The following is a 19,173-nucleotide window of genomic DNA, read 5'->3' as shown; positions in this document are numbered from 1 at the left end:
TAACTATTTTTCCAAAAATAGATGTTTATATTGATGGATTAGCTGATACGGTATGTCCTATCGGACATACATTGATTATGTAGAAATTCTAAAAATCTAAAAATCCAAGGAGGAAATTTTAATTGAATATATCGGAAGGTAAACAGTGTGGATGTAAGGGACAATGTTCTTGTGGAAAACGTTCTATGGGCAACCATCATGTGTGCGAAAACGTGCCTAAGTGCCACTTTGAGCATGAAAAAAATCCCTGCCACAATCCTGTAAAAGGGTTTAATCTATGTAGAAGAAGACAAGAATTAAGGTGCTTTAAACATTGCGAACCTATTTCACAACCATGTGATTCGAATTTTCAACCCTATTTTTCAAGTAGAACCAATATTGAATTTAGCGGATTAATTGTGGTAACAAACACGGGTAATCCAACTAGCGGTTGTTCAATGTCAGTTCGTATAACTGATAGACTTTCACCTGCAGGAGCGGTGGTTGCAACCGTTAATCCTGGAGCATCCATTCCAATTTTTGTGGAAGGTATAACCTTACTTGAAATTGCATGTATTCCAAATCCTACGGAACCTGCCGCAGCCCTGTCAACTTGCAGCGGCGAAATCGTCTTCGACTTAGATTACTGTGCTTCAAGAGTATGTTTCTAATATCTGCTAAGGTTTGGGGGTTAGGTTTTAATAAATCCCATCAAAACACATTCAATTTGATTTTCTATCTAATTTAGTTCCTGTTAAAAAAATCTGTAATCCTTTTTTGGGATCACAGATTTTTTTAACTTGTTTATAACTTTTTCGAGTCGGAATCATAATCATATTGGGAAAAAAAATGACCCAATTCTTTCAGTGTAAATTCTGTGACCTAATAGGATTTTAATTAAAATAATGGTGGCAACATGATGAGTTTGCCACCAACCATTCCAACTGAAACCGCAAAACCCACTAAGAGCATTTTGTTCTTTATATCTAGTATATTTACATACATCCTGTTCAATCAGGTGTTTATTATATAGTCAATAGGATATTTTTTACAATTTTCATATTCCTGCTAACTTGAAACATTTACATACATACAGCAGGTAAACATTGAATAGCACAAAAACATGAAAGTTCCACTTGAATACATACACCTGTGGCGATCAAATCATCAACATCTTCACAATGTACTTGACAACAAGGAGAACATACATGATCATCGCAGTTTGAGGTACTCTTATGATGATTTTTAAATTTTAGCAATTCCAAAAAAGCACAATCTCCTTCTAAATCAATTATTCGAAAAATAAATGATTTAAAGCAAACAAACTTTTCCTTATTTGTATCACAGTCGAAACATTTTGTTACACCTTCAACTTTAAATGGTTCTGTATTACTATACAAAATAAAGGGGATTGTGTTTGTTGAAGTTCTTCCTAAATGTTCAAAACACCCATTAGACGGTATGTCACATTCTTTCTTCCTTACTTTTCTTTGTTCATTTAGTATTTTTTCTAAAGTATTTTTCAAACAATTATTATGATGATGACAATTGCATTCTTTTTTATCATGACAATAATCTTTTTTATGATGATGACATTCTCTTTGACCATAATGACATTCTTTTTTATCAAGATGCCAAAACTCAGGTGACATAAAATATCTTCTCCTTAAATTGTATTTCCTGTCCTTATAAATTTATATTATGGAACTAGACATGGGTTGGAGTGGGTATTCATCTATCAATTTTTTGGTATCGATATAGTTAACTGAACAGAATTTAATAAATCCATGAAAACTATTTTTAAAATAATTTAGAAAGAAATGGATTAAAATAAAAAGGGCTTTGCTTAAAGGCTGACTGCTCCAAACAGTAGCCTTTTGTTTTGTTATTGAACCATCGTGGTTGTCTCTTGTGCTTTTATAACATCAATATGAATTTGTCTTGCTACATCATTAGTCTATGTCGTTTTTATTTTAAGGACTAGTTGAAAAATCCAATTATCAGAAAATGGGTATTATTCACATTACGACAAAAATGAGTACTAAATGAGAGTGGTACTCGTATGCAGAAAATTCAGCTGCCATCAAGGCGGCATACCTTATAAATCTAAAGTGGAAGGCTAGTTTGGCAAAGGGTATGTAAAAAAGAGTGGCGAGAAAATGATTAGCAATCATACAGCAGAAACAGTTAAGAAAAAACTTATAAACGTACAGATACAAAATTTGTTTCGTGACTCGTACCTTCACTGGGAATGGTGGTTGTTAATCATATTTCTTTATTTTTTTTAAAGAGATTGTGAAACAATGTACTTACACTAACGGGGGCGATTGCTCAATAACAGCAGTCGCTTTTTTACTAACGGTTCAGGTTTGTTGAAGGAGGATTCCAATTAAGTTGCGTTGAATTAAATACCAATCATAGGGTAAAGACAAAATAATGAACAACTACATTCTTTAACCGACGGAGGATGTTTTGAATTTGAATATAAATAAGGTGCTTGAATGCGTAAAAAAAGCGAAATCCTAAGGTTTCGCTTTTTCTATTATAGACCTTATTAAAAGAAATACCCACGATAGAAGTTGAGTTCCTATAATCGACATCATAATTCTTCTATGTTCGGAAGAGTTTTTCCTAACAAAGTATAAAACGAAGGAAGCTGCAAAAGTACCTGAAATTAAATGCATTAGTACCATAAATTTTTTCATGTAAGTACCGCCTTTTTTTGAAGGACTGCGAAGTCTTGAATTAGAATTAGTATTTGCCAATTCAGTTATGATATCCATAGAAAAAGCAAACATATTAATGTTTGTTTTTTCCTGGACAAAGAGAAATCCTTCCCCAAAATTAAATATAGTGCTACTTGGGGCGTCTGTTGCCATTACGCCAAATTTGATGAGATTAATGGTGATGATCGAGAGCATAAACATACCTGGTTTGAACTTTCTATAAACGAGGGGAATGGGATTGAATACAACTGCCGAAACGAAGGAGGCGGAGGCTCTATAGGTCATATGTCATTTGCTTTTATTGTATCCCCTCCATTACCAGAAGATTTTTCTGAAATTAAATTAGTTTTTAGCGAATGTAAAGCTCCATTCAGTAAACCGACTGGTTTTGAATTTATCATATAAACAGCCAATTTATTTATTAACCATATTAAATCCTCGTTATGAAAGTACATGGTGCAAGAGGTCAAAAGTGGGTGACTTGGTGAAGAAAATAATTTGGATAAACGGTAATTACAAAGAGGACAACCGTATTTTTGATTCGAAAATTCAAGCAAAAGAATGGGCTGACTCACTACTTCCAGAGTTCGGTCCGTATTTAATCAGTCAGGTCAACGTTGGGTATGAGACCCCTGATGAAGATGTAATCAACTATTTAGAATACTTTTTACCTAAATGGGCTACTTACAATAATGCAAAAATTAGTATCCATAGAGAGAAAACAATTAGAGACGGTCAAGACTTATATATAATTTGTACCCAGCAGATTTAAGTATATTGTGAAAAAATATACTTAAGCTAACGGGGGCTTCCTTAAAAAACTGGCGGCCACAAAAAGGGCAGCCTTTTACGATTCGCCTGGAAGTTTCTTTTTCATAAATATATAGCCAAACCAAGTTGGAAGAAAGGTAGGCATGACAGTATGAAAAAATGGCATGCGAATTTCGATTTCGCATGCCATTTTCTTTGTTTTAATCATCTTGACCGTCATGACCATGTTGTTCGTCGTCATTACCTTGGTTATCTTGGTTATCGTTTTGTTTATGGAAATGCTTAGATTCATTTTCTTTGTCTTTTTGTTTTGCCACTTGTGAAACTTCCTGCCCGTGATTTTGTGGCGCCTGTGCTTGAACTGGTTGAGTTGCAGAAGCTGGTGCTTGCGTAGGCGCTGGTTGAGCAACAGTTGTTCCTACAGGTTGTGTTGATGCCGGTTGACTAGTAGTTGCTGGTGTTTCTGGTGCTACACTCGATGTATTTGATTCAGTATTGGCAGTTGTTCCATCTGTTGTAGCTGGTTGTGTGTTGGAAGAATCAGTTGTAGTTCCTGATGTATTTGTCGTATTGCTATCTTGTGTTGTTGCTGTTGTTGGAACGGCTACACCCTTTTGTTCAAGTGCCTTCAGAAACTTTTCGATATTTTTTTTGAGCGCCTTTTTCGCTTTGTCGCTTTTATGCCCCTTGTCCAGTGCTGCTTCAAGTGCAAGGATGTTTTGTGTTAATTGCGTTTCCACCAATTTTAAATCAGGTGATACTTGAGCCGTAGATGTCGAAGTCGTTGCATTGGTTAAACTGTTTGTTGTAGTACCTGGAGTCGAGTTCGATTGATTTTTTTCTTCATTGTTTTCATCTTTTGCTTTTTTGTTGTCCACAATCTTCTCTGCACTGTTCATATCATCAAGGGATGTTTGAAGGGTATCATATGCTTTTTGCTGATCCCCCGATTGAAACAATTTTTGGGCTTCAGCCAAACGTTCTGCAGCATTGCTGGCTAAAAGTTTTGCCTGATCCGTTTGGTTCGATGTCAATGCAAGCTGGATTTTTTCGAACCAGATCTTTGCGAAATAGAAGAAGTCTCCCGGTACGAGAGACGGAGTCTCTTGTGTTTTTGTTGTGGTAGAACTTGTGGACGGTGAAGTTCCAGAAGTCGTATTGGTTGGAGCTGTTGTATCTGAAACCGTTCCATTCGTATTTCCAGTCGTGACACCAACAGTTGTCGGAGTTTCTGGAGAAGGCTGGGTAGTATCGGCAAATACGCTTGTCCCACCAAATACAAAAGAGCCAGTTAATACGATGGCTAACGTTCCTTTTGCAATATTCTTTAATCTTAACGGGTTTGTAAGTTTTAACATTTTTTCTGCACCTCTTATGTTTTGTTTTACGTAACAGAGGTTCGGAGATAAAGAGCTTTTTTTGGGGGCAATTCAAAAAATAAGAAGAAGGTTATTGCTTTTACCCGAGGAGGTCTCACGGAGATCTACCAATGCCCCTAGACATATGTATTGGATGCCATAAAATAGAGGAAAGTAATAATTTTCCGAATTAGTAGGTGAAGATAAAATGAAGTTGAATGATAAGGGATTAATTTATTTAGACTCTGATCGAATGAATGCGATATTTGATTGTGTATACGGAATTAATGGAGGTCAAAATTCAAGTACCAAGAAGTTACTCAAAGACAGGCAGTTTAATGATTTTGTCAAACTTTTAAATAATCTTCAAGAATATAATTATCAGTACCGATCCCTACAAGCCATTGAACTGTCTGACATTTTTGAAGCTTCTGTCGGACCAATGCAAAATAATTCTGATGGCCCCATCATTTGGTGTTCACTTGGGCTAGCAATAAAAGAACTGTACGGGATGAGAAGAGAGACTCTAAAATCACTGCTTAAATTGGTTACGATCCGAAAGTAAATTATATAGGATGAAAATACAACTAGGGGCAAACCCAAATACATAGGAAATTGGAACAAAGGGCTAATTCACGGGCGTGGAGATGTATATCACCAAACTGGACCACTTAAGTACAAGGGATTATTACAAGAAGGTTGACCGAATGGAAAAGGAACTCTTTTTTGGGGGAATGGAAAACCCAAGTATGAGGGGTGAATGGAATGCACCATTTTCAACTTTTCCTCTATACCCGGTTATGTAATTTGTTCCTTCTCCATGGCACTTGTTTTCTTTGAATAAACCCTCATATTAAAAAATGCCTTCTGAATTATGATTATGAATAGCTTATTTAAAAGAGGAAAACCATATTACCTATTACGGTTATCAATTTAGGTGTTCTGCGATGTACAGAGTTTTCTTGACAGGGGGAGAAGGATGGAAAAATGGCTTATCTTGGTTTTGTCGCTATTCATTATTACGGGAACGAGTGCTTGCGGCTCAGTTGGCACGGATCAATCATCGAAAAAAACGACTCCAAGAACCCATAAAACTCCCAAAACAAAGCCAGAAACCACTGATGATGGTAGCTCGGGATCCGCAACGGAGAAGCAAGAAAACGAACCTACTCCAAATCCAGTTGCACCCGCACCTACACCAGCTCCAATGGAGGGGACACCCAGCAACCAGGTAGCTGTTACACTCGTATCTGTCACTGATGGTGATACGATCAAAGTAAATCAGAATGGAAGAATCGTGACGGTTCGCTATCTACTCTTTGATTCATCCGAAGAGCATAAGCCAAATACCTGTGTAGAATTATTTTCCAAGGAAGCAGCAGAACGCAACGAAGCTTTGCTTCGAAGTGGTAATATCACGCTCGAATTCGAAGAAAAAAACAAGGTTGACAAATACGGTCGCGAACTCGCTTATGTATTCGTGAACGGTCAGTCCGTTGAGGGAACTCTTCTGAAAGAAGGATACGGACGAGTTGCCTATATTTACTACCCGCCCTACAAATATCTAAGTAGTTTCCAAGCGGACGAAGCGGTTGCGAAGTCGCAGAACCTTCGAATCTGGTCTGTCCCAGGATTCGTCACGAGTAATGGTTTCAATACAGGAATGTGTGTGAACAACTCGACTTCGTCTGCGACACCGCCTCCACCAACTACAAGTAACGGAAGCGGAGCAACGGAGTATTTTGCTAACTGTACCGAACTAAGAAAGAAATACCCGGACGGAGTTCCGAAGGGGCACCCAGCCTATCAGGCGAAAATGGATCGAGACCAAGACGGATATGCATGTGAAAAATATTAAGCCGGCTGTTCTAGCTGACTTTTTGTTATTCAACTAAATGGAACAGATTACTTTAAAAAAAATTTTTTTGCTGTGGGATTACTATGGACATAAATTATGTCAAAAAGCATTGACGTAATTTATGTCTTTTTGTTATTATTGACGTAAATTACGTCGAAGGGTGAAAAGAATGAGTGCTCAGAACATTCTAAACGCTAAAACCACTTTAGAATACCTTGTATTGGTCAATAAACAGTCATATTCAGGAATCGGTAGAGAGTTAAATATTACTCCTCAACAATTTTCAGATTGGATTAAGAAACGCAGACCAATTCCGCAAGAAAGATTGAAAACACTTAGTGACTATTTTGATATTGATGAATCGTATTTAGTGGATGAGAATCATTTCACAAAAAATCTCGACCCAATTAATAAGATTGATATCCAAATGCTGCTCACTAAGAAAAGAGTCAATGAAGGGGTTGACGAGACAGAGCCTTACCTAGAGCAAATCCAGAGGCTTCAAAAGGAAAGAGAGAAACAAATTCGTATAGGAAGATTGGCTTCGATCCTCCATCATGATGATAAAGAAATAGACCGAAGAATTGATCTATTCTTGGCAGAAATGGAGCAACTGATAAGGGAGAAAGAAATGACTAAGAAATGATTAGAAAACAGTTTGTGAACAATGTGGGGGATAACTTCGAAGAAAATTTAAGGAGGAAATCATGGACAAGAATAAACGCAAGGAGTTGCAAGAGGAATACAAACAAATTAAGACCTATATGGGTGTATTCCAAATAGCAAATCAAATCAATGGAAAAATTTACGTAGACAGCTATCCCAATCTTAAAAACAAATGGTTGACCCTACAAATGCAACTTAATATGGGGAGGTTCGCCAACTCTCAGTTACAAAAGGATTGGCAGGAACTAGGGGTTGAAGCATTTACTTATAAGGTGTTGGAAGAGAAAGACGCTGGTGAATTTATAGATAAGCGGTGGGAATTAAAGCAAATGAAAAAGAAATGGCTGGAGAAATTGCAACCCTACGGCGATAGCGGATACAATAAGCCAGTAAATGAAATGTAACCGGAAAAACCAATCTATTTGCTTTATTTTCAGTTCTAACTCTAGCAACCTTATGAAACTGACCAAATGAATCTAAATAAAGGTGAAGGTAGAAGGGCCAAGTGTAGACCGCTAGCGGAAAGCGGTCTTTTCGTTCGTATCAACTGCCCACTTTAAAACAGCTTGTTATTTTAAAATAGATAAAAATTTGCTTATTGATGTAGTTCTTCGTGATGGTGTAACTCATAGGGATATTAAAAGAATTTATTGGAAATTCTACTGTTTTAAGAATGGAGAATTTAACCGAATGGATATAAATCTGAACGTCTAAATATTAATAAGAAGAGAATGTATATGGGAACTAACGAAGTAAAAAGTTTAAACTAAAATAAGCGCGAGGGTTTAAAAAATATGAAACAACTGGGGACGCTATACTTTTTCTGTGGAAAAATGGGCGCAGGAAAATCAACTAAATCAAAACAATTAGCGATAGAAAAACATGCGGTACTATTGTCTGAGGATGAATGGCTTTCATCTCTTTATCCCAATCAGATTGCATCATTTGAGGACTATCTAAAATTCTCAGCGCAGCTCAAGCCGTTGGTGAAAAAACATGTCCAAAACATATTAAGTGTCGGTACAGATGTAGTGATGGATTTTCCAGCTAATACTCAAAAACTACGAAATTGGTTTTTGGATATTGCGTCAGAGGTCAACGCAAGCCATCAACTAATTTTTCTTAATCTGAATAACGAGCAATGCTTACGTCAAATTGCACAAAGGCGTAACGAACAACCCGAAAGAGCAGCTTTTGATACGGAAGCGGTGTTTAATCATGTTACTAAATTTTTTGAAGCACCAGAAGCATCCGAGGGTTTAAATATTTTGGAGTTTAGTGGAAATGAAAAAAATTGAGTTAGGCTTATGTATCTAGTGGTGGTGCAACCACTGATTTTGCCATTCGAGGCGAATTGAATTTTAACAAGGACGATAAAAAACCTAAAAATATATATTGGAACTACCACGAAGAAACTGCCAAAATCAAATGGATAGATAATGACACTGTTGTTATAAATGGACATAAATTAGATGTTCCTGATAAAACTTTTGATTTTCGACAAAATTAGTATTTTAACTTGTTTTCATATTAAATTATCGGGTGCATTTCTTGAAGAAAAGGGTTGCAACTACGGCTGCCTTCTTTTTATTGAACTAAAGTGGCAGACAGTTTTGATGACTTTTTAAGGCTGTTATTCAGAATACCATTGTTGGACTCAATAAGTTAAAAAACTGTTCACTATAAAGTTTGTGAAGGATTGTACTTAAAGTTACGGGGGCTTATGTTAAAGACGGGATGGTTGCGGCGATCCCCTTTCTTCTTGTGCTAACAGGCAATTTAGTTGAATAAAGATACTCAATAATTTGACAATAATATTAATTTTTAGAAATCTAAATATGTAATAGAATAGGATTTAAGAGGATGAAACGGAGTGCATTCATTAAAACTATTCTAATAAAGGCGGTATAATAAATGCGAATTTTAGAATTTTTTTTTGAAAAAGGGGAACCAACCAAGAAGGATATGACTTTTAAAGATAATTTAATTGCTATTCTAATTTCTGTTGTTATTTCAGTTGTAATTTTATCGTGTCTTCGTGCCGACGGTATTAAAATCCATAGCGATAGTATTCGTGGATGGGTTATTTTATTAGTGATATATTACTCGAGTTTCTATACGATAAAATGGTCTAAAGGTAAAAAATAAAATTACACTTAAACTATTGGGGGCTTTACTTAAATAACGATATTCAACAATCGGGCGCAATAGTGAAAAAGGCATCGGAATAATTCCGTTCCTTTTTCACATTTCTAAAAGTATTTTTTATAATAACATCATCTCAAATCTTCCTCACTTTTTAATTTAATTCCAACGAATTTCCAACGATCCCTTCCGTTTATAATTTGATAGTCAATTTCTATTGGAATAGGATATTGAAAGATTGGTCCATAATATACAAAGGTATGGTACTCTCCGTACTCTCCACATGGGTCTACATCAGGAGGCAATGCTTCCAGCCATTCTTTTGTCAAGGTTTTCCCTAAAAACGGAACGACAATTTGGTTGAATCTATGGATATGACAGTTGCTTTCCATCCTTCTTCCACCAATTGTCGAGCTAATGTTTTCGTATTCCGTCCCCATAATGGCAGTAGCAATTCAAATCCGTATTTCGCGAGTAATTTTTCTTTATATGTCTTGACCTCTTCCAAAAATAAGTCACCATAAGCGATTTTTGTGACTCCAAAATGTTTACTGAAATAAACCATGGTGCTGATTAAACCATCTTCGAAATTTTCCGTGGTAAAATCGTTCATTTTTATTTTGTATAGAGGCAGTCCGATGGCTTCTGCTTGTTTTTCTACTAGTTGTTCATCAATGTGGTGACTAGTGACGTTTCCATTGTTCGTACAGGTTGTTACTAACGAAATGATTTTATACCTTGGATCCTTTAACAATTGGTTGACTAAGAAAATGGAGTCTTTTCCGGATGAAAAGGCAACGACGATATTTTCAAGTATTGTTTCTTCCATGGTCTCATCCTTTCTAAGATGATTATTAAATCATCTTCTTTCTCTTTAATTATTCTACTGTCCAATATATTGTGGCGTCCATCTATTTAAGAGAGATTGGTTCAAATTTATATTGGAGAGTTTGAAATAACATATAGAAAATGTATATAGATGATATAAAAGAATTTATATTGCCATGTCTTAACTTTTTAAATAAGGAATCTGATTTATTTTAATCTTAGATTATGTGAATTTTTTCACTTAATGTTTTTGGCAAGTAAAAAATGTATCGAATGGCAATTAAAAGTGTGCCACTCGCCATCTCCTCTTTTTTGTATATTTCTTTAATAATTCCCCCACTCAATGTGGAAAGAGTAGGGGGATTAGGCCTTTAAAAATTTAGAATGGGAGGATTCCCAATTGATCCATTAGTTTGTAGTTTTCTTGCTCTAAATCCTCAATACGCTTTTTATAATCAGCGATTTCTTCCAATAATCTTTTTATTTTAGTTTCATTATCAATTCCTTTTTCGTAGGCAGTTCCTTCCCATCTGTAGGTTTCCAGGAATTCAAATACTTCTTCTTCCTCGATAATATAACTCCCAATATTTTCAGTTCCTTTGATTTTTCCTTCAATCAGCCATTGTTTCACCATTTTCTTATCACACTTTATTCCGTGTGAATGCAGTAGAAATGTAGCTTCTTGCTCATTTAAAACAGTCATGAACTTTAAACCTCCGGTTTTACTTTTTAGTTAAATATCTTACTATCTACCAACTTAATTGCCATTCTGGTCAGATGCCAAATCGCATTTGGCAATTAAAAATGACTTTCTCGCCACTTTTATTAGCTTTGTAGTAATGATTCCTTCATTCGGTTACTGGGTCCTTTAAAGACAACTAAATGCAAGTGGTGTATAAGGCGGTCAATGACGGCTTCTGTCAAGATAGGGTCACCAAATACGTGATTCCATTCTCCAAACCGGAGGTTTGTTGTAATTATTAGACTTCTCATTTCGTAACACAGACTAATAACTTGGAAAAGGAGTTCTGCTCCTTGCTTGTGTAAGGGAATATATCCCAATTCGTCTAGCACTAATAAATCTAGTTTTTCAATTTGCTTAAAGAACCGACTCAGCGATCCTTTTTCATTAGCTTCTAATAATTTATTGACTAACCCTGCTACTGTGAAGAATCTGGCTTGTTTGCCGTACTTCTGTATGGCATTTAATGCAATTAAAGCAGATAAAAAGGTTTTACCTGTTCCAACTCCTCCAAAGAAAATTAAATTCTCTTGGTTATTTAGGAATTGTCCTTCCAATAAATATTCCTTTGTTAATCCTTGCTTGTATTCAATTTCATCCCATCTAAAAGGAACATTAGGAATTTTTGGCAATGAAGCTTGATTTAAGTTTAAGTTGATTCTACGTTCTTCCCTTTGTTCTACTTCAAGCTTTAATAGTTTTAACAAATATTCTTCATTGGATGTCGCTTTGACATCCTGGTAGTTTTGTCTAATCCAACTCAATTTCAATCTTTTTGCATATTCCTGAATCGTAGAATTCATTAGGAAACACCGCCTTTTTGAAAGAACTGATCATAATGATCCAGACCTCTTGTGGCGGTCGGCAATGGAGGAACCATACCTTTAATCTGTATTTCTTTTCTCTGCCCACGACCATTAATTAGTTGATAGAAAACCTGCTTGATAGAATCCACTGATGGATGACCATTTTCAGAAGCCGTGGTAAGTGCTTGAGTTGCGTATGTAAAATCATGTTCTTTTAATAAAACAGATAATAAACGAAGGGCCTCCTGTTTTTCTGGAACAGTACATTGTTCTAAGTATGTTTGCCACTCTTCGGGTAACTGTTCATAAAAACTAGTGTACTTAATGGCAGTAGGCCTCTTGGCCATTAAATTTAAATATGGCTGCCATTCCATCGATTTATTCTGTTTTCCATATAACCTTCTATGCTCGATAATGAGTTCATGTTTTTTAGTTAAAATTTCAACCTTATCAAATGATAATCTTGCCAAAACCTCACATTTGGCAAAGCGAGGGGAAGTAGAATAAATTTTATTGTCTGCTTTGATATAACCGTATTTATCAGCCTTTACTTCTTCAAGCCGGACACAATGATATTCTTTTGCTGGCAACTGGTATAACGAATCCTTATCTTCCAAATATAGTTCGGCAATTTGACGTTCTTTTTGATAATGTTTTCTTTCCCGGTCCTTTTCCGCAGCTTGCCAAAAACTTTTGTTTAAATCCTCTATATCGGAAAAAGGGATTTCCGGTAAAAGGAAGTTATTTCGTATGTATTTCACCATCGCTTCTACGTGGCCTTTTTCATTTCCACTGGCCGGATTACAGAATTCAGCCTGAAAACCGTAATGAAAAACGAAGTTTTGAAATTCCTCTGTCAATTCTCTTTCTCCATTTGGTAGTACCTTCTTAACAGCTGGGGTGAGATTATCAAACCTGATTGCCTTCGGCACTCCACCTATATAGTGAAATATTCTCCGCAATCCTTCTAAAAAACACTCCCTATTTTGTGATTGAAAAACTTGAAAATAAAAAGCATTACTATAAGGAAAGGATAAAACCAAATATGGTAGATCAATGATCTCTCCATTATGTTTGAACGGGGCTTCCCCAAAATCCACTTGAGCTGTACCAGGCTTTGCTTCCAATGGCAATGCTGCATTAACAGTCTCATCCAACAATTCTACTTTTCTCTTAGACACATATTCTCTTACTGTTCTGTCAGCTCCCTTAAAACCATAATCACTAACTAATTGATCAAAAATTCGCTTTGATGTTCTACGAAACTTTTTCTTTTTCCGCATGTCCTCCTTAAGCCATTGATCTATAATCGGCTTAACAGAGTCCATTACACGTCCTTTCCGTGTTTGCTTATGTTTTACTTCATTCCAGTCTTCTTTATCCGCATATTTCTGTATTGTTCTTGGATCTTTGTCCATTTGTTTAGCCACTCCTGAGTAAGAGCGACCTTTTATATTTACTTCTTGTCTGATATAATTGATGTCGGTCACTGTTAACACTCCTTATACCTCCCTGTAATTGTTAGCCCAATAACAGAGAGTTTACTTGTATGAGAAGTTGTTGACAAGTGGCTTTTTTATTTATATAGCCTCCTAAGCACCTACATAAATTAACTGCCAAACCCTACATTTTTATTCTGCCATAGACACACTTAAAGTAAAGGAGTGCATTACTGGAACAACGGTAATGCTTTTTCTTATTGAAGTAACGATACAGGTTATTTAATTAAGCAACACATAATTTAAGTGATTTCTCTGTGAATTATTCCCAACTAAAAGGGGAAATTAAGATAAAAAGGGGAAATCATTTATATGCCTAATATAATTAGAATCATTCAGCTTATATTGCCTTGGATTTCTATCGTTTTTCTTCCAAAAAAGTCATTTAAACATTATTTACCCGTTTCTCTTTTTGCCTCATTACTTGTTACAGGAATGTGTTTGTTAGCTGTCCCATATAAGTGGTGGGTTGTTAAAGGGGGATGGAAAGTTAAACTTTTAAATGATGGTAGCTTTATTTTTGGACCTTTCCTTGTAGGAACATTATGGATTTTTCATTTAACCTTTGGAAATTTAAAACGATATTTTGGGGTTAACTTAATAATAGATACCCTTTTTTCTTTCCCACTGAGCTATCTGTTTCAAAAGTTAAAACTTTTTAAGCTAGTTAACTTTCGACCTAAACACATATTTTTCTCATTTATTACTTTCTCTCTAATTATTTATGGGTATGAGGTGCTAATAAAAAGAATTAAATAATGCTATATTTTTCCCTACTAGGGAGATTGGCTTAAATAGGTAATTGCTTTTTGTTATTCAAGTAAAGGGTGCTTGAGTTTGAAAACGGAGGTAGCTGGCGCACCTCCTTTTCTTATTGAAAAAAAGTGCAGTTTAGTTTAAGAGGGAATATCATTCCTATGTTCTTCTAATACTAAAAAAAAGTACAAGGAAAGATTAAAATGAAAACATTGCAATCAAAAGAGAAAATAAAAAAAGTCAGTGAATTTTATAATGATGTTTCGAAAGCAAATGAGGATTACTTAAAATATTGGCTTGATAATACGTTGTTTCATTGGGATTTTTGGTTATCACTTATAGTTTTTACTATTGTACCAATAGTTTTTTGGATAAAAATTCGCAAAAAAGAAAGCTCAAATCGTCTTTTATTTGTAGGAATGTTAGTTTTCATTATTTCTTCTTGGCTTGATTTCTTAGGAGTGCAATATGGAAAGTGGTACTATACTGGAAAGGTTATTCCTTCTATTCCTTCGTATGTACCTTGGGACTGGGTTATAATTCCTGTACTTATTATGACATTAATTCAAATCAAACCTCAAATTTCTCCTATACTAAAAGCAATTATTTTTGCAAGTGTAAGTACATTTATAGGCGAACCTCTTTTCTTATGGTTAGGTTTTTACGTCATAAAGGATTGGCACATCATTTATTCCTTCCCTATATATTTCATTATGTACTTATTAGCCAATAAAATTAGTAAAGTTAAAAATTTTGAACCAATTCCCTAACTACTATTGAGTGGTTAGGGGTAGGAAATAAATGAACCGTAAAGATTATCATTGTTGTGCAACATGTAAATATTTTCTCGTAAAAAGGGAAAGTAGGAAAATAATAACAATATGTAATCGACAAGGTTATGAAACAAAAACATATTACAAGTTTAATTGTTGGAATCCAAGAGATGATATAAAGAAAAAAATGACCGATAATGCGTAGTAATAATCAAATATTCATTCGTTTATTCCGAAATTGCGTGCATTTTCAAAATATTACAGATCTGCACATTTTTGCATGAAAGGGTCATTTAATTGTATAAGTTTAAGGGTTAAGCTGTGCTAAAAATGTAAAGCTACCAAAAAAGGAAAGGCTTAAACATCGATTTCTTTTTGATCTGTGTTTTATTGGGCAGTCGTAGATGAAAAATCTACTGCTTGTTTTAAATCTTTATCCGATATCGATACATTTTCCTTTTTAAACTCTGCTTTTAATACTTTTGTGATCATATCCGAGGTAACTTTCGACTGTTTCACCTGGTTGGTGAGCGTACTCTTCAGTTTTGAAAATGATGGTTTTTGTTTAATCCCAGTTACTTGAATGATGTGGTAGCCGTATTGGGTTTTAACCGGGGAGCTAATTTCGTTCAGTTTTAACGCAAAGGCCGCCTTTTCAAAATCGGAATCCATTTCGCCGGTGCCAAACCATCCAAGGTCCCCACCATTTGATGCACTTGCCGTATCTGTGGAATACTGTTTTGCTAAATCTTCGAATTTGGCACCAGCTTTAAGTTTTGCTTCGATATCATTCGCTGAATTTTCATCGCTCACGAGGATATGCCGGGCTTTAATATCAGGCTTGTACGAAGCATATGCGGCTTTTAACTGTTTATCCGTTACTTTAATTGTTTTGTACACCGCTTTTTGCTCTAAAAGATTAATTTTTAATGCTTCTCGGAAGTCGTTCTCATCTTGATAGCCATATTGTTTAATCGTGGTGAGAAATTGATCTCCCAGTTGATCTTTTGACTTTTTAACATGAGCATCAATTTCTGATTTTGAAACAGTATACTCACTGGACAACACCTTTTCCAATGCAAGCTGCTGAAGGGTTTGGGTTCCATATTTTGTTTTCATTGCTTGATATAGCTCATCTTGTGAGATATTACCAGCATCGGACTTCATCACCGCATTGCCGCTGCTGCAAGCGGACAATCCTAATGAACCGATCATAACTCCTGCCAGAATCCATTTTTTCATTTCTACGCTCCTAATTTTTTATCTATCACAGATATCATTGAATTTTTGATAATTTAGAACTATCATAGTTAGCAAATATGAATAATAGTTGAACAAGTTAAGAATAAATTAATAATTTTCTAATGAAGATTTAATGAAAGATTTCTTATCTTAAAGAAGAATGGAATATTGACTCTCCTAAATATGTAGATGATTGGCTTGAACAACTGAAGTTTATTAACCCTTTTAGAATTGAATAATCTATATTTTAGAATCACTTCCATATGAAGTGATTCTTCTTTCTTATTAATCCCTTTAAAAACGCAATCTGGTAGGAGACTAACACCAATACCCGAAATTGAAACCTGAAAGATAAGTTATTTGAACTCTATTTCTTCTCTAGCTTTAGCAAACCTTAAAATTATTGTTAAAAACTTATTGTTCTTTATCCATTAGTCAAGGATGATGTTGCTTAGGTGATGGTAGAAGGATCAGCTAAGTGTAGACCGCCAGCGGAAAGCGGTCTTTTCGTTCGTATCAACCGCTCACTTTAACACAGCTTGTTATTTAAAAATTTTAGGACATAAATAATTACCTAGCACCAAGGCTTTTTTATTTTCATACCTTATAGAATCAAAATGACTATAGGGGAGCACAAGAATTTGGGTAACATAGTTTTAAAAAAAGCAGATATTATCCTTAGAAGAGGTACTGCAGCAATCAGTGAAGGTATTGAAGTTATTACCCATTCGAAATTTAGCCATGCTGCATTAGTCGTAGATCCAGATAAAAATTTGCTTATTGATGTAGTACTTCGTGATGGTGTAGCTCATAGGAATATAAAAGAATTTACAGGTGTTTCTACTGTTTTAAGAATGGAGAATTTAACCGATCAACAGGCAGAAAGTATTGTCACTTATGCAGAAACACAGCTTGGTAAACCATATGATTATGAAGAAATGATCGACATGTTTCTACGGTATGTATTCCATATTCCAAATAATGAAGAAGAAAAAGGTAGATTCATATGTTCCACATTCGTAAATGCTGCATATGCAAGTGTTGGAATAAGATTGACGAAACAAAACCTTCCATCTCCAGAGGATATATTTGAGTCCCCGCTGTTAATGAAAATTGCTGATATTTGAGGTCAATACTAGAAGGAATTGTACTATAATCCTATTTTTAAAAGTCCTTAAATAATGAGGTCTTTTGCAAGTTTATGCAATTTGAAAGAAAAACAAATACCAAATCCCAGCTGAAGTGCTGGGCTTTTTTTCAGTTGATTTAGATTCCAAAGAAAAGTAATTGACATAATAAAACGAAATCGTTACTATTTATAAATAGTAATAATTTCGATTTATTATCATCAAGAAGGATGTGTAGATTTGACCGAAGCGGTGTCCCTTAAAAATGTAAATGTATCTTTTGATGGAAAATGGGTTTTACGAGACCTTTCTTTCTCAGTTGAATCTGGTGAGTTTTTAGGAATTATTGGCCCGAATGGATCAGGGAAAACTACTCTAATGAGAGTCTTACTTAGCATGCTTAAACCACAGGAAGGTACGGTTACCATTGAAGGTGGATATAGAATAGGGTATGTACCACAATCCAGACAAATTGATCCTGATACACCATTGTCTGCTCGGAACTTTGTCAGCTTAGGGCTCCCTCATAAATTTAGACCATGGCTATCTTACCAAGATAGAACTATTGTTGATGAGGCGTTGGAATTGACGAATTCGATGGATTATGCAGATAAGCCGATTGGAAAATTATCGGGTGGCCAACGTCAACGGCTGTTCTTAGCTCAAGCATTGGTCAGAAACCCGCAAATATTGTTGCTTGACGAACCTACTTCAAACTTAGATCCAGGTGCCCAAGAAACGATTGCATCCGTAGTGGATCAAGTCCGCCGGGAACGGGGAATAACTGTTTTATTTGTAAGTCATGATGTAAATCTGATTTCCAGATATGCGGATAAAATACTCTACATGACGAAGGACTTTTATGCGATTGGAACAGTTGGTGAAATCATGCAGTCCTCTGTTTTATCTAAACTCTATGGTATGCCAGTAGAGGTCGTACATGCAGGTTCGAGTCTTTTAGTCTCATTTGCAAATACAAAAGAAACCGCCGCATCAATTTGTGTGCATACATAGGCGGAATAGGTGGTGCTTGTTTATTTATGTTTCATTTTGATTTTATGCAACATGCATTTATAGCAGGAACAATCGTTTCCATTATGTGTGGTGTAATAGGAGTATACGTGATTGCTAGAAATAGCTCTTTTATTGCTCATACATTTTCTCACATTGGATTCTCTGGTTCCGCCTTTGCTGTGTATATGGGGTTTAGCCCTTTAAATGGGTTTCTTCTTTTTACGATTGCCAGTGCACTCGCTATAGGTCAGATGGGCGTCAAGGTCTTTAAACGTGAGGTATCGATTAGCGTTGTACTTAGTGTTTTCCTTGGTCTTGGATTATTATTTTTGTCTCTTTCAACCAAAAACGCTAACTCAATGACCTCACTTCTTTTTGGAAATATACTTGGGATCAGTTCAAATGACGTGTGGCAAATTTCGCTTTTATCCCTTTTAGTTATTCTTTTACTAACACTAGGGTATAAAATGCTGAATTTCGATTCATTTGATCATGTGGGTGCTCAAGCAGCAGGTTTACCCATTCGTTTGATTTCTATTAGCTTTTTACTCTTACTTGCAGTCGCAACAACAGAAGCTTCCCAGATGGTGGGCGCTTTGTTGGTCTTTACTCTCATGACTACGCCTGCATCTGCCGCTCGTAACCTAACTCATTCAATTGGGAGAATGATATTGATTTCCTCGCTAATTGCATTAGTCGGAGTGTGGGTTGGCTTGGTTGTTGGCTATTACACAAACTTACCAATAAGCTTTTTGATTACAGCCATTGAGGGTTTATTGTATTTTATTTCTCTCGGATGGAAAACTCTTAAAGAACGGATGAAACCGATAGAGGCGACCGCTGTGTAGGAATATTTGAAACTATGAATTAAGGAGGGAAGTGA

The 19,173-nt window shown here is 35.5% G+C and carries 22 protein-coding genes and 1 pseudogene; 14 read left to right on the top strand and 9 right to left on the bottom strand.

What is annotated here, in order from left to right:
• Positions 1 to 185 precede the first annotated feature (185 nt).
• Positions 186 to 650, top strand: coding sequence for an S-Ena type endospore appendage (locus RCG17_RS01250; RefSeq protein ID WP_308173493.1), 465 nt, complete (start codon positions 186 to 188; stop codon positions 648 to 650).
• Between the two features lie 411 nt (positions 651 to 1,061).
• On the opposite strand, the gene RCG17_RS01245 is transcribed toward RCG17_RS01250, so the two are convergent.
• Positions 1,062 to 1,631, bottom strand: a complete 570-nt coding sequence (locus RCG17_RS01245; protein ID WP_308173492.1) for a CotY/CotZ family spore coat protein — start codon at positions 1,629 to 1,631, stop codon at positions 1,062 to 1,064.
• Positions 1,632 to 2,501: 870 nt separating this feature from the next.
• The gene (locus RCG17_RS01240; protein ID WP_308173491.1) at positions 2,502 to 2,900 is read right to left on the bottom strand and encodes a hypothetical protein; all 399 of its coding nucleotides are present in this window, start codon (positions 2,898 to 2,900) and stop codon (positions 2,502 to 2,504) included.
• Positions 2,901 to 3,177: 277 nt separating this feature from the next.
• Between RCG17_RS01240 and RCG17_RS01235 the strand changes: the two genes are divergently transcribed.
• Positions 3,178 to 3,477: a hypothetical protein gene (locus RCG17_RS01235; RefSeq protein ID WP_308173490.1), complete on the top strand. Its 300-nt coding sequence runs from the start codon at positions 3,178 to 3,180 to the stop codon at positions 3,475 to 3,477.
• A 199-nt stretch (positions 3,478 to 3,676) separates the two neighbouring features.
• On the opposite strand, the gene RCG17_RS01230 is transcribed toward RCG17_RS01235, so the two are convergent.
• Positions 3,677 to 4,834 carry a DUF5667 domain-containing protein gene (locus RCG17_RS01230; RefSeq protein WP_308173489.1) on the bottom strand — a complete coding sequence of 386 codons (1,158 nt, stop codon included), beginning with the start codon at positions 4,832 to 4,834 and terminating at the stop codon, positions 3,677 to 3,679.
• A gap of 208 nt (positions 4,835 to 5,042) precedes the next feature.
• On the opposite strand from RCG17_RS01230, the gene RCG17_RS01225 reads away from it, so the two are divergent.
• The 7 genes and pseudogenes from RCG17_RS01225 (at position 5,043) to RCG17_RS01195 (ending at position 9,506) form a co-directional block, all read left to right on the top strand.
• Positions 5,043 to 5,399 carry a hypothetical protein gene (locus tag RCG17_RS01225; RefSeq protein WP_308173488.1) on the top strand — a complete coding sequence of 119 codons (357 nt, stop codon included), beginning with the start codon at positions 5,043 to 5,045 and terminating at the stop codon, positions 5,397 to 5,399.
• 432 nt (positions 5,400 to 5,831) lie between these two features.
• Entirely contained in the window at positions 5,832 to 6,692 is an 861-nt protein-coding gene (locus RCG17_RS01220; protein WP_308173487.1) for a thermonuclease family protein, read from the top strand.
• 169 nt (positions 6,693 to 6,861) lie between these two features.
• The gene (locus tag RCG17_RS01215) at positions 6,862 to 7,338 is read left to right on the top strand and encodes a helix-turn-helix domain-containing protein (RefSeq protein ID WP_308173486.1); all 477 of its coding nucleotides are present in this window, start codon (positions 6,862 to 6,864) and stop codon (positions 7,336 to 7,338) included.
• A 61-nt stretch (positions 7,339 to 7,399) separates the two neighbouring features.
• Positions 7,400 to 7,762 carry a GIY-YIG nuclease family protein gene (locus RCG17_RS01210; protein ID WP_308173485.1) on the top strand — a complete coding sequence of 121 codons (363 nt, stop codon included), beginning with the start codon at positions 7,400 to 7,402 and terminating at the stop codon, positions 7,760 to 7,762.
• A 390-nt stretch (positions 7,763 to 8,152) separates the two neighbouring features.
• Positions 8,153 to 8,656 carry a P-loop nucleotide/nucleoside kinase family protein gene (locus tag RCG17_RS01205; protein WP_308173484.1) on the top strand — a complete coding sequence of 168 codons (504 nt, stop codon included), beginning with the start codon at positions 8,153 to 8,155 and terminating at the stop codon, positions 8,654 to 8,656.
• 5 nt (positions 8,657 to 8,661) lie between these two features.
• A pseudogene (locus RCG17_RS01200) lies at positions 8,662 to 8,868 on the top strand (DUF5412 family protein); the annotation flags it as partial.
• Between the two features lie 404 nt (positions 8,869 to 9,272).
• Positions 9,273 to 9,506 carry a hypothetical protein gene (locus RCG17_RS01195; protein ID WP_308173482.1) on the top strand — a complete coding sequence of 78 codons (234 nt, stop codon included), beginning with the start codon at positions 9,273 to 9,275 and terminating at the stop codon, positions 9,504 to 9,506.
• A gap of 128 nt (positions 9,507 to 9,634) precedes the next feature.
• Here RCG17_RS01195 and RCG17_RS01190 read toward each other — a convergent pair whose 3' ends face one another.
• The 5 genes from RCG17_RS01190 to istA form a co-directional block, all read right to left on the bottom strand.
• Positions 9,635 to 9,832 carry a Dph6-related ATP pyrophosphatase gene (locus RCG17_RS01190; protein WP_308173481.1) on the bottom strand — a complete coding sequence of 66 codons (198 nt, stop codon included), beginning with the start codon at positions 9,830 to 9,832 and terminating at the stop codon, positions 9,635 to 9,637.
• An 8-nt stretch (positions 9,833 to 9,840) separates the two neighbouring features.
• Positions 9,841 to 10,332, bottom strand: coding sequence for a Dph6-related ATP pyrophosphatase (locus RCG17_RS01185; protein ID WP_308173480.1), 492 nt, complete (start codon positions 10,330 to 10,332; stop codon positions 9,841 to 9,843).
• A gap of 378 nt (positions 10,333 to 10,710) precedes the next feature.
• Positions 10,711 to 11,034: a hypothetical protein gene (locus RCG17_RS01180; RefSeq protein ID WP_308173479.1), complete on the bottom strand. Its 324-nt coding sequence runs from the start codon at positions 11,032 to 11,034 to the stop codon at positions 10,711 to 10,713.
• 122 nt (positions 11,035 to 11,156) lie between these two features.
• A complete protein-coding gene (istB, locus tag RCG17_RS01175) occupies positions 11,157 to 11,876 on the bottom strand; it encodes an IS21-like element helper ATPase IstB (RefSeq protein WP_308173478.1) in 720 nt (239 codons plus the stop codon).
• Positions 11,876 to 13,378, bottom strand: coding sequence for an IS21 family transposase (istA, locus tag RCG17_RS01170; protein WP_308173477.1), 1,503 nt, complete (start codon positions 13,376 to 13,378; stop codon positions 11,876 to 11,878). The genes istB and istA overlap by 1 nt, the downstream gene beginning before the upstream one ends.
• A gap of 312 nt (positions 13,379 to 13,690) precedes the next feature.
• Between istA and RCG17_RS01165 the strand changes: the two genes are divergently transcribed.
• Together RCG17_RS01165 and RCG17_RS01160 are read left to right on the top strand one after the other, a co-directional pair.
• On the top strand, positions 13,691 to 14,137 hold the full coding sequence (locus tag RCG17_RS01165; RefSeq protein WP_308173476.1) for a hypothetical protein: 447 nt from the start codon (positions 13,691 to 13,693) through the stop codon (positions 14,135 to 14,137).
• 200 nt (positions 14,138 to 14,337) lie between these two features.
• Positions 14,338 to 14,904: a CBO0543 family protein gene (locus RCG17_RS01160; protein ID WP_308173475.1), complete on the top strand. Its 567-nt coding sequence runs from the start codon at positions 14,338 to 14,340 to the stop codon at positions 14,902 to 14,904.
• A gap of 390 nt (positions 14,905 to 15,294) precedes the next feature.
• On the opposite strand, the gene RCG17_RS01155 is transcribed toward RCG17_RS01160, so the two are convergent.
• Positions 15,295 to 16,149, bottom strand: coding sequence for a peptidylprolyl isomerase (locus RCG17_RS01155; protein WP_308173474.1), 855 nt, complete (start codon positions 16,147 to 16,149; stop codon positions 15,295 to 15,297).
• Between the two features lie 641 nt (positions 16,150 to 16,790).
• Here RCG17_RS01155 and RCG17_RS01150 point away from each other — a divergent pair.
• From RCG17_RS01150 to RCG17_RS01140, 3 genes are all read left to right on the top strand, one after another.
• On the top strand, positions 16,791 to 17,276 hold the full coding sequence (locus tag RCG17_RS01150; RefSeq protein WP_308173473.1) for a YiiX/YebB-like N1pC/P60 family cysteine hydrolase: 486 nt from the start codon (positions 16,791 to 16,793) through the stop codon (positions 17,274 to 17,276).
• A gap of 240 nt (positions 17,277 to 17,516) precedes the next feature.
• The gene (locus RCG17_RS01145) at positions 17,517 to 18,290 is read left to right on the top strand and encodes a metal ABC transporter ATP-binding protein (RefSeq protein WP_308173472.1); all 774 of its coding nucleotides are present in this window, start codon (positions 17,517 to 17,519) and stop codon (positions 18,288 to 18,290) included.
• 26 nt (positions 18,291 to 18,316) lie between these two features.
• Positions 18,317 to 19,138: a metal ABC transporter permease gene (locus RCG17_RS01140; RefSeq protein ID WP_308173471.1), complete on the top strand. Its 822-nt coding sequence runs from the start codon at positions 18,317 to 18,319 to the stop codon at positions 19,136 to 19,138.
• Positions 19,139 to 19,173: the final 35 nt, after the last annotated feature.

Source organism: Neobacillus sp. PS3-12, assembly GCF_030915385.1.
Classification (GTDB): Bacteria; Bacillota; Bacilli; order Bacillales; family Cytobacillaceae; genus JAEVLT01.
This window is presented reverse-complemented; position numbering and strand designations above follow the sequence as displayed.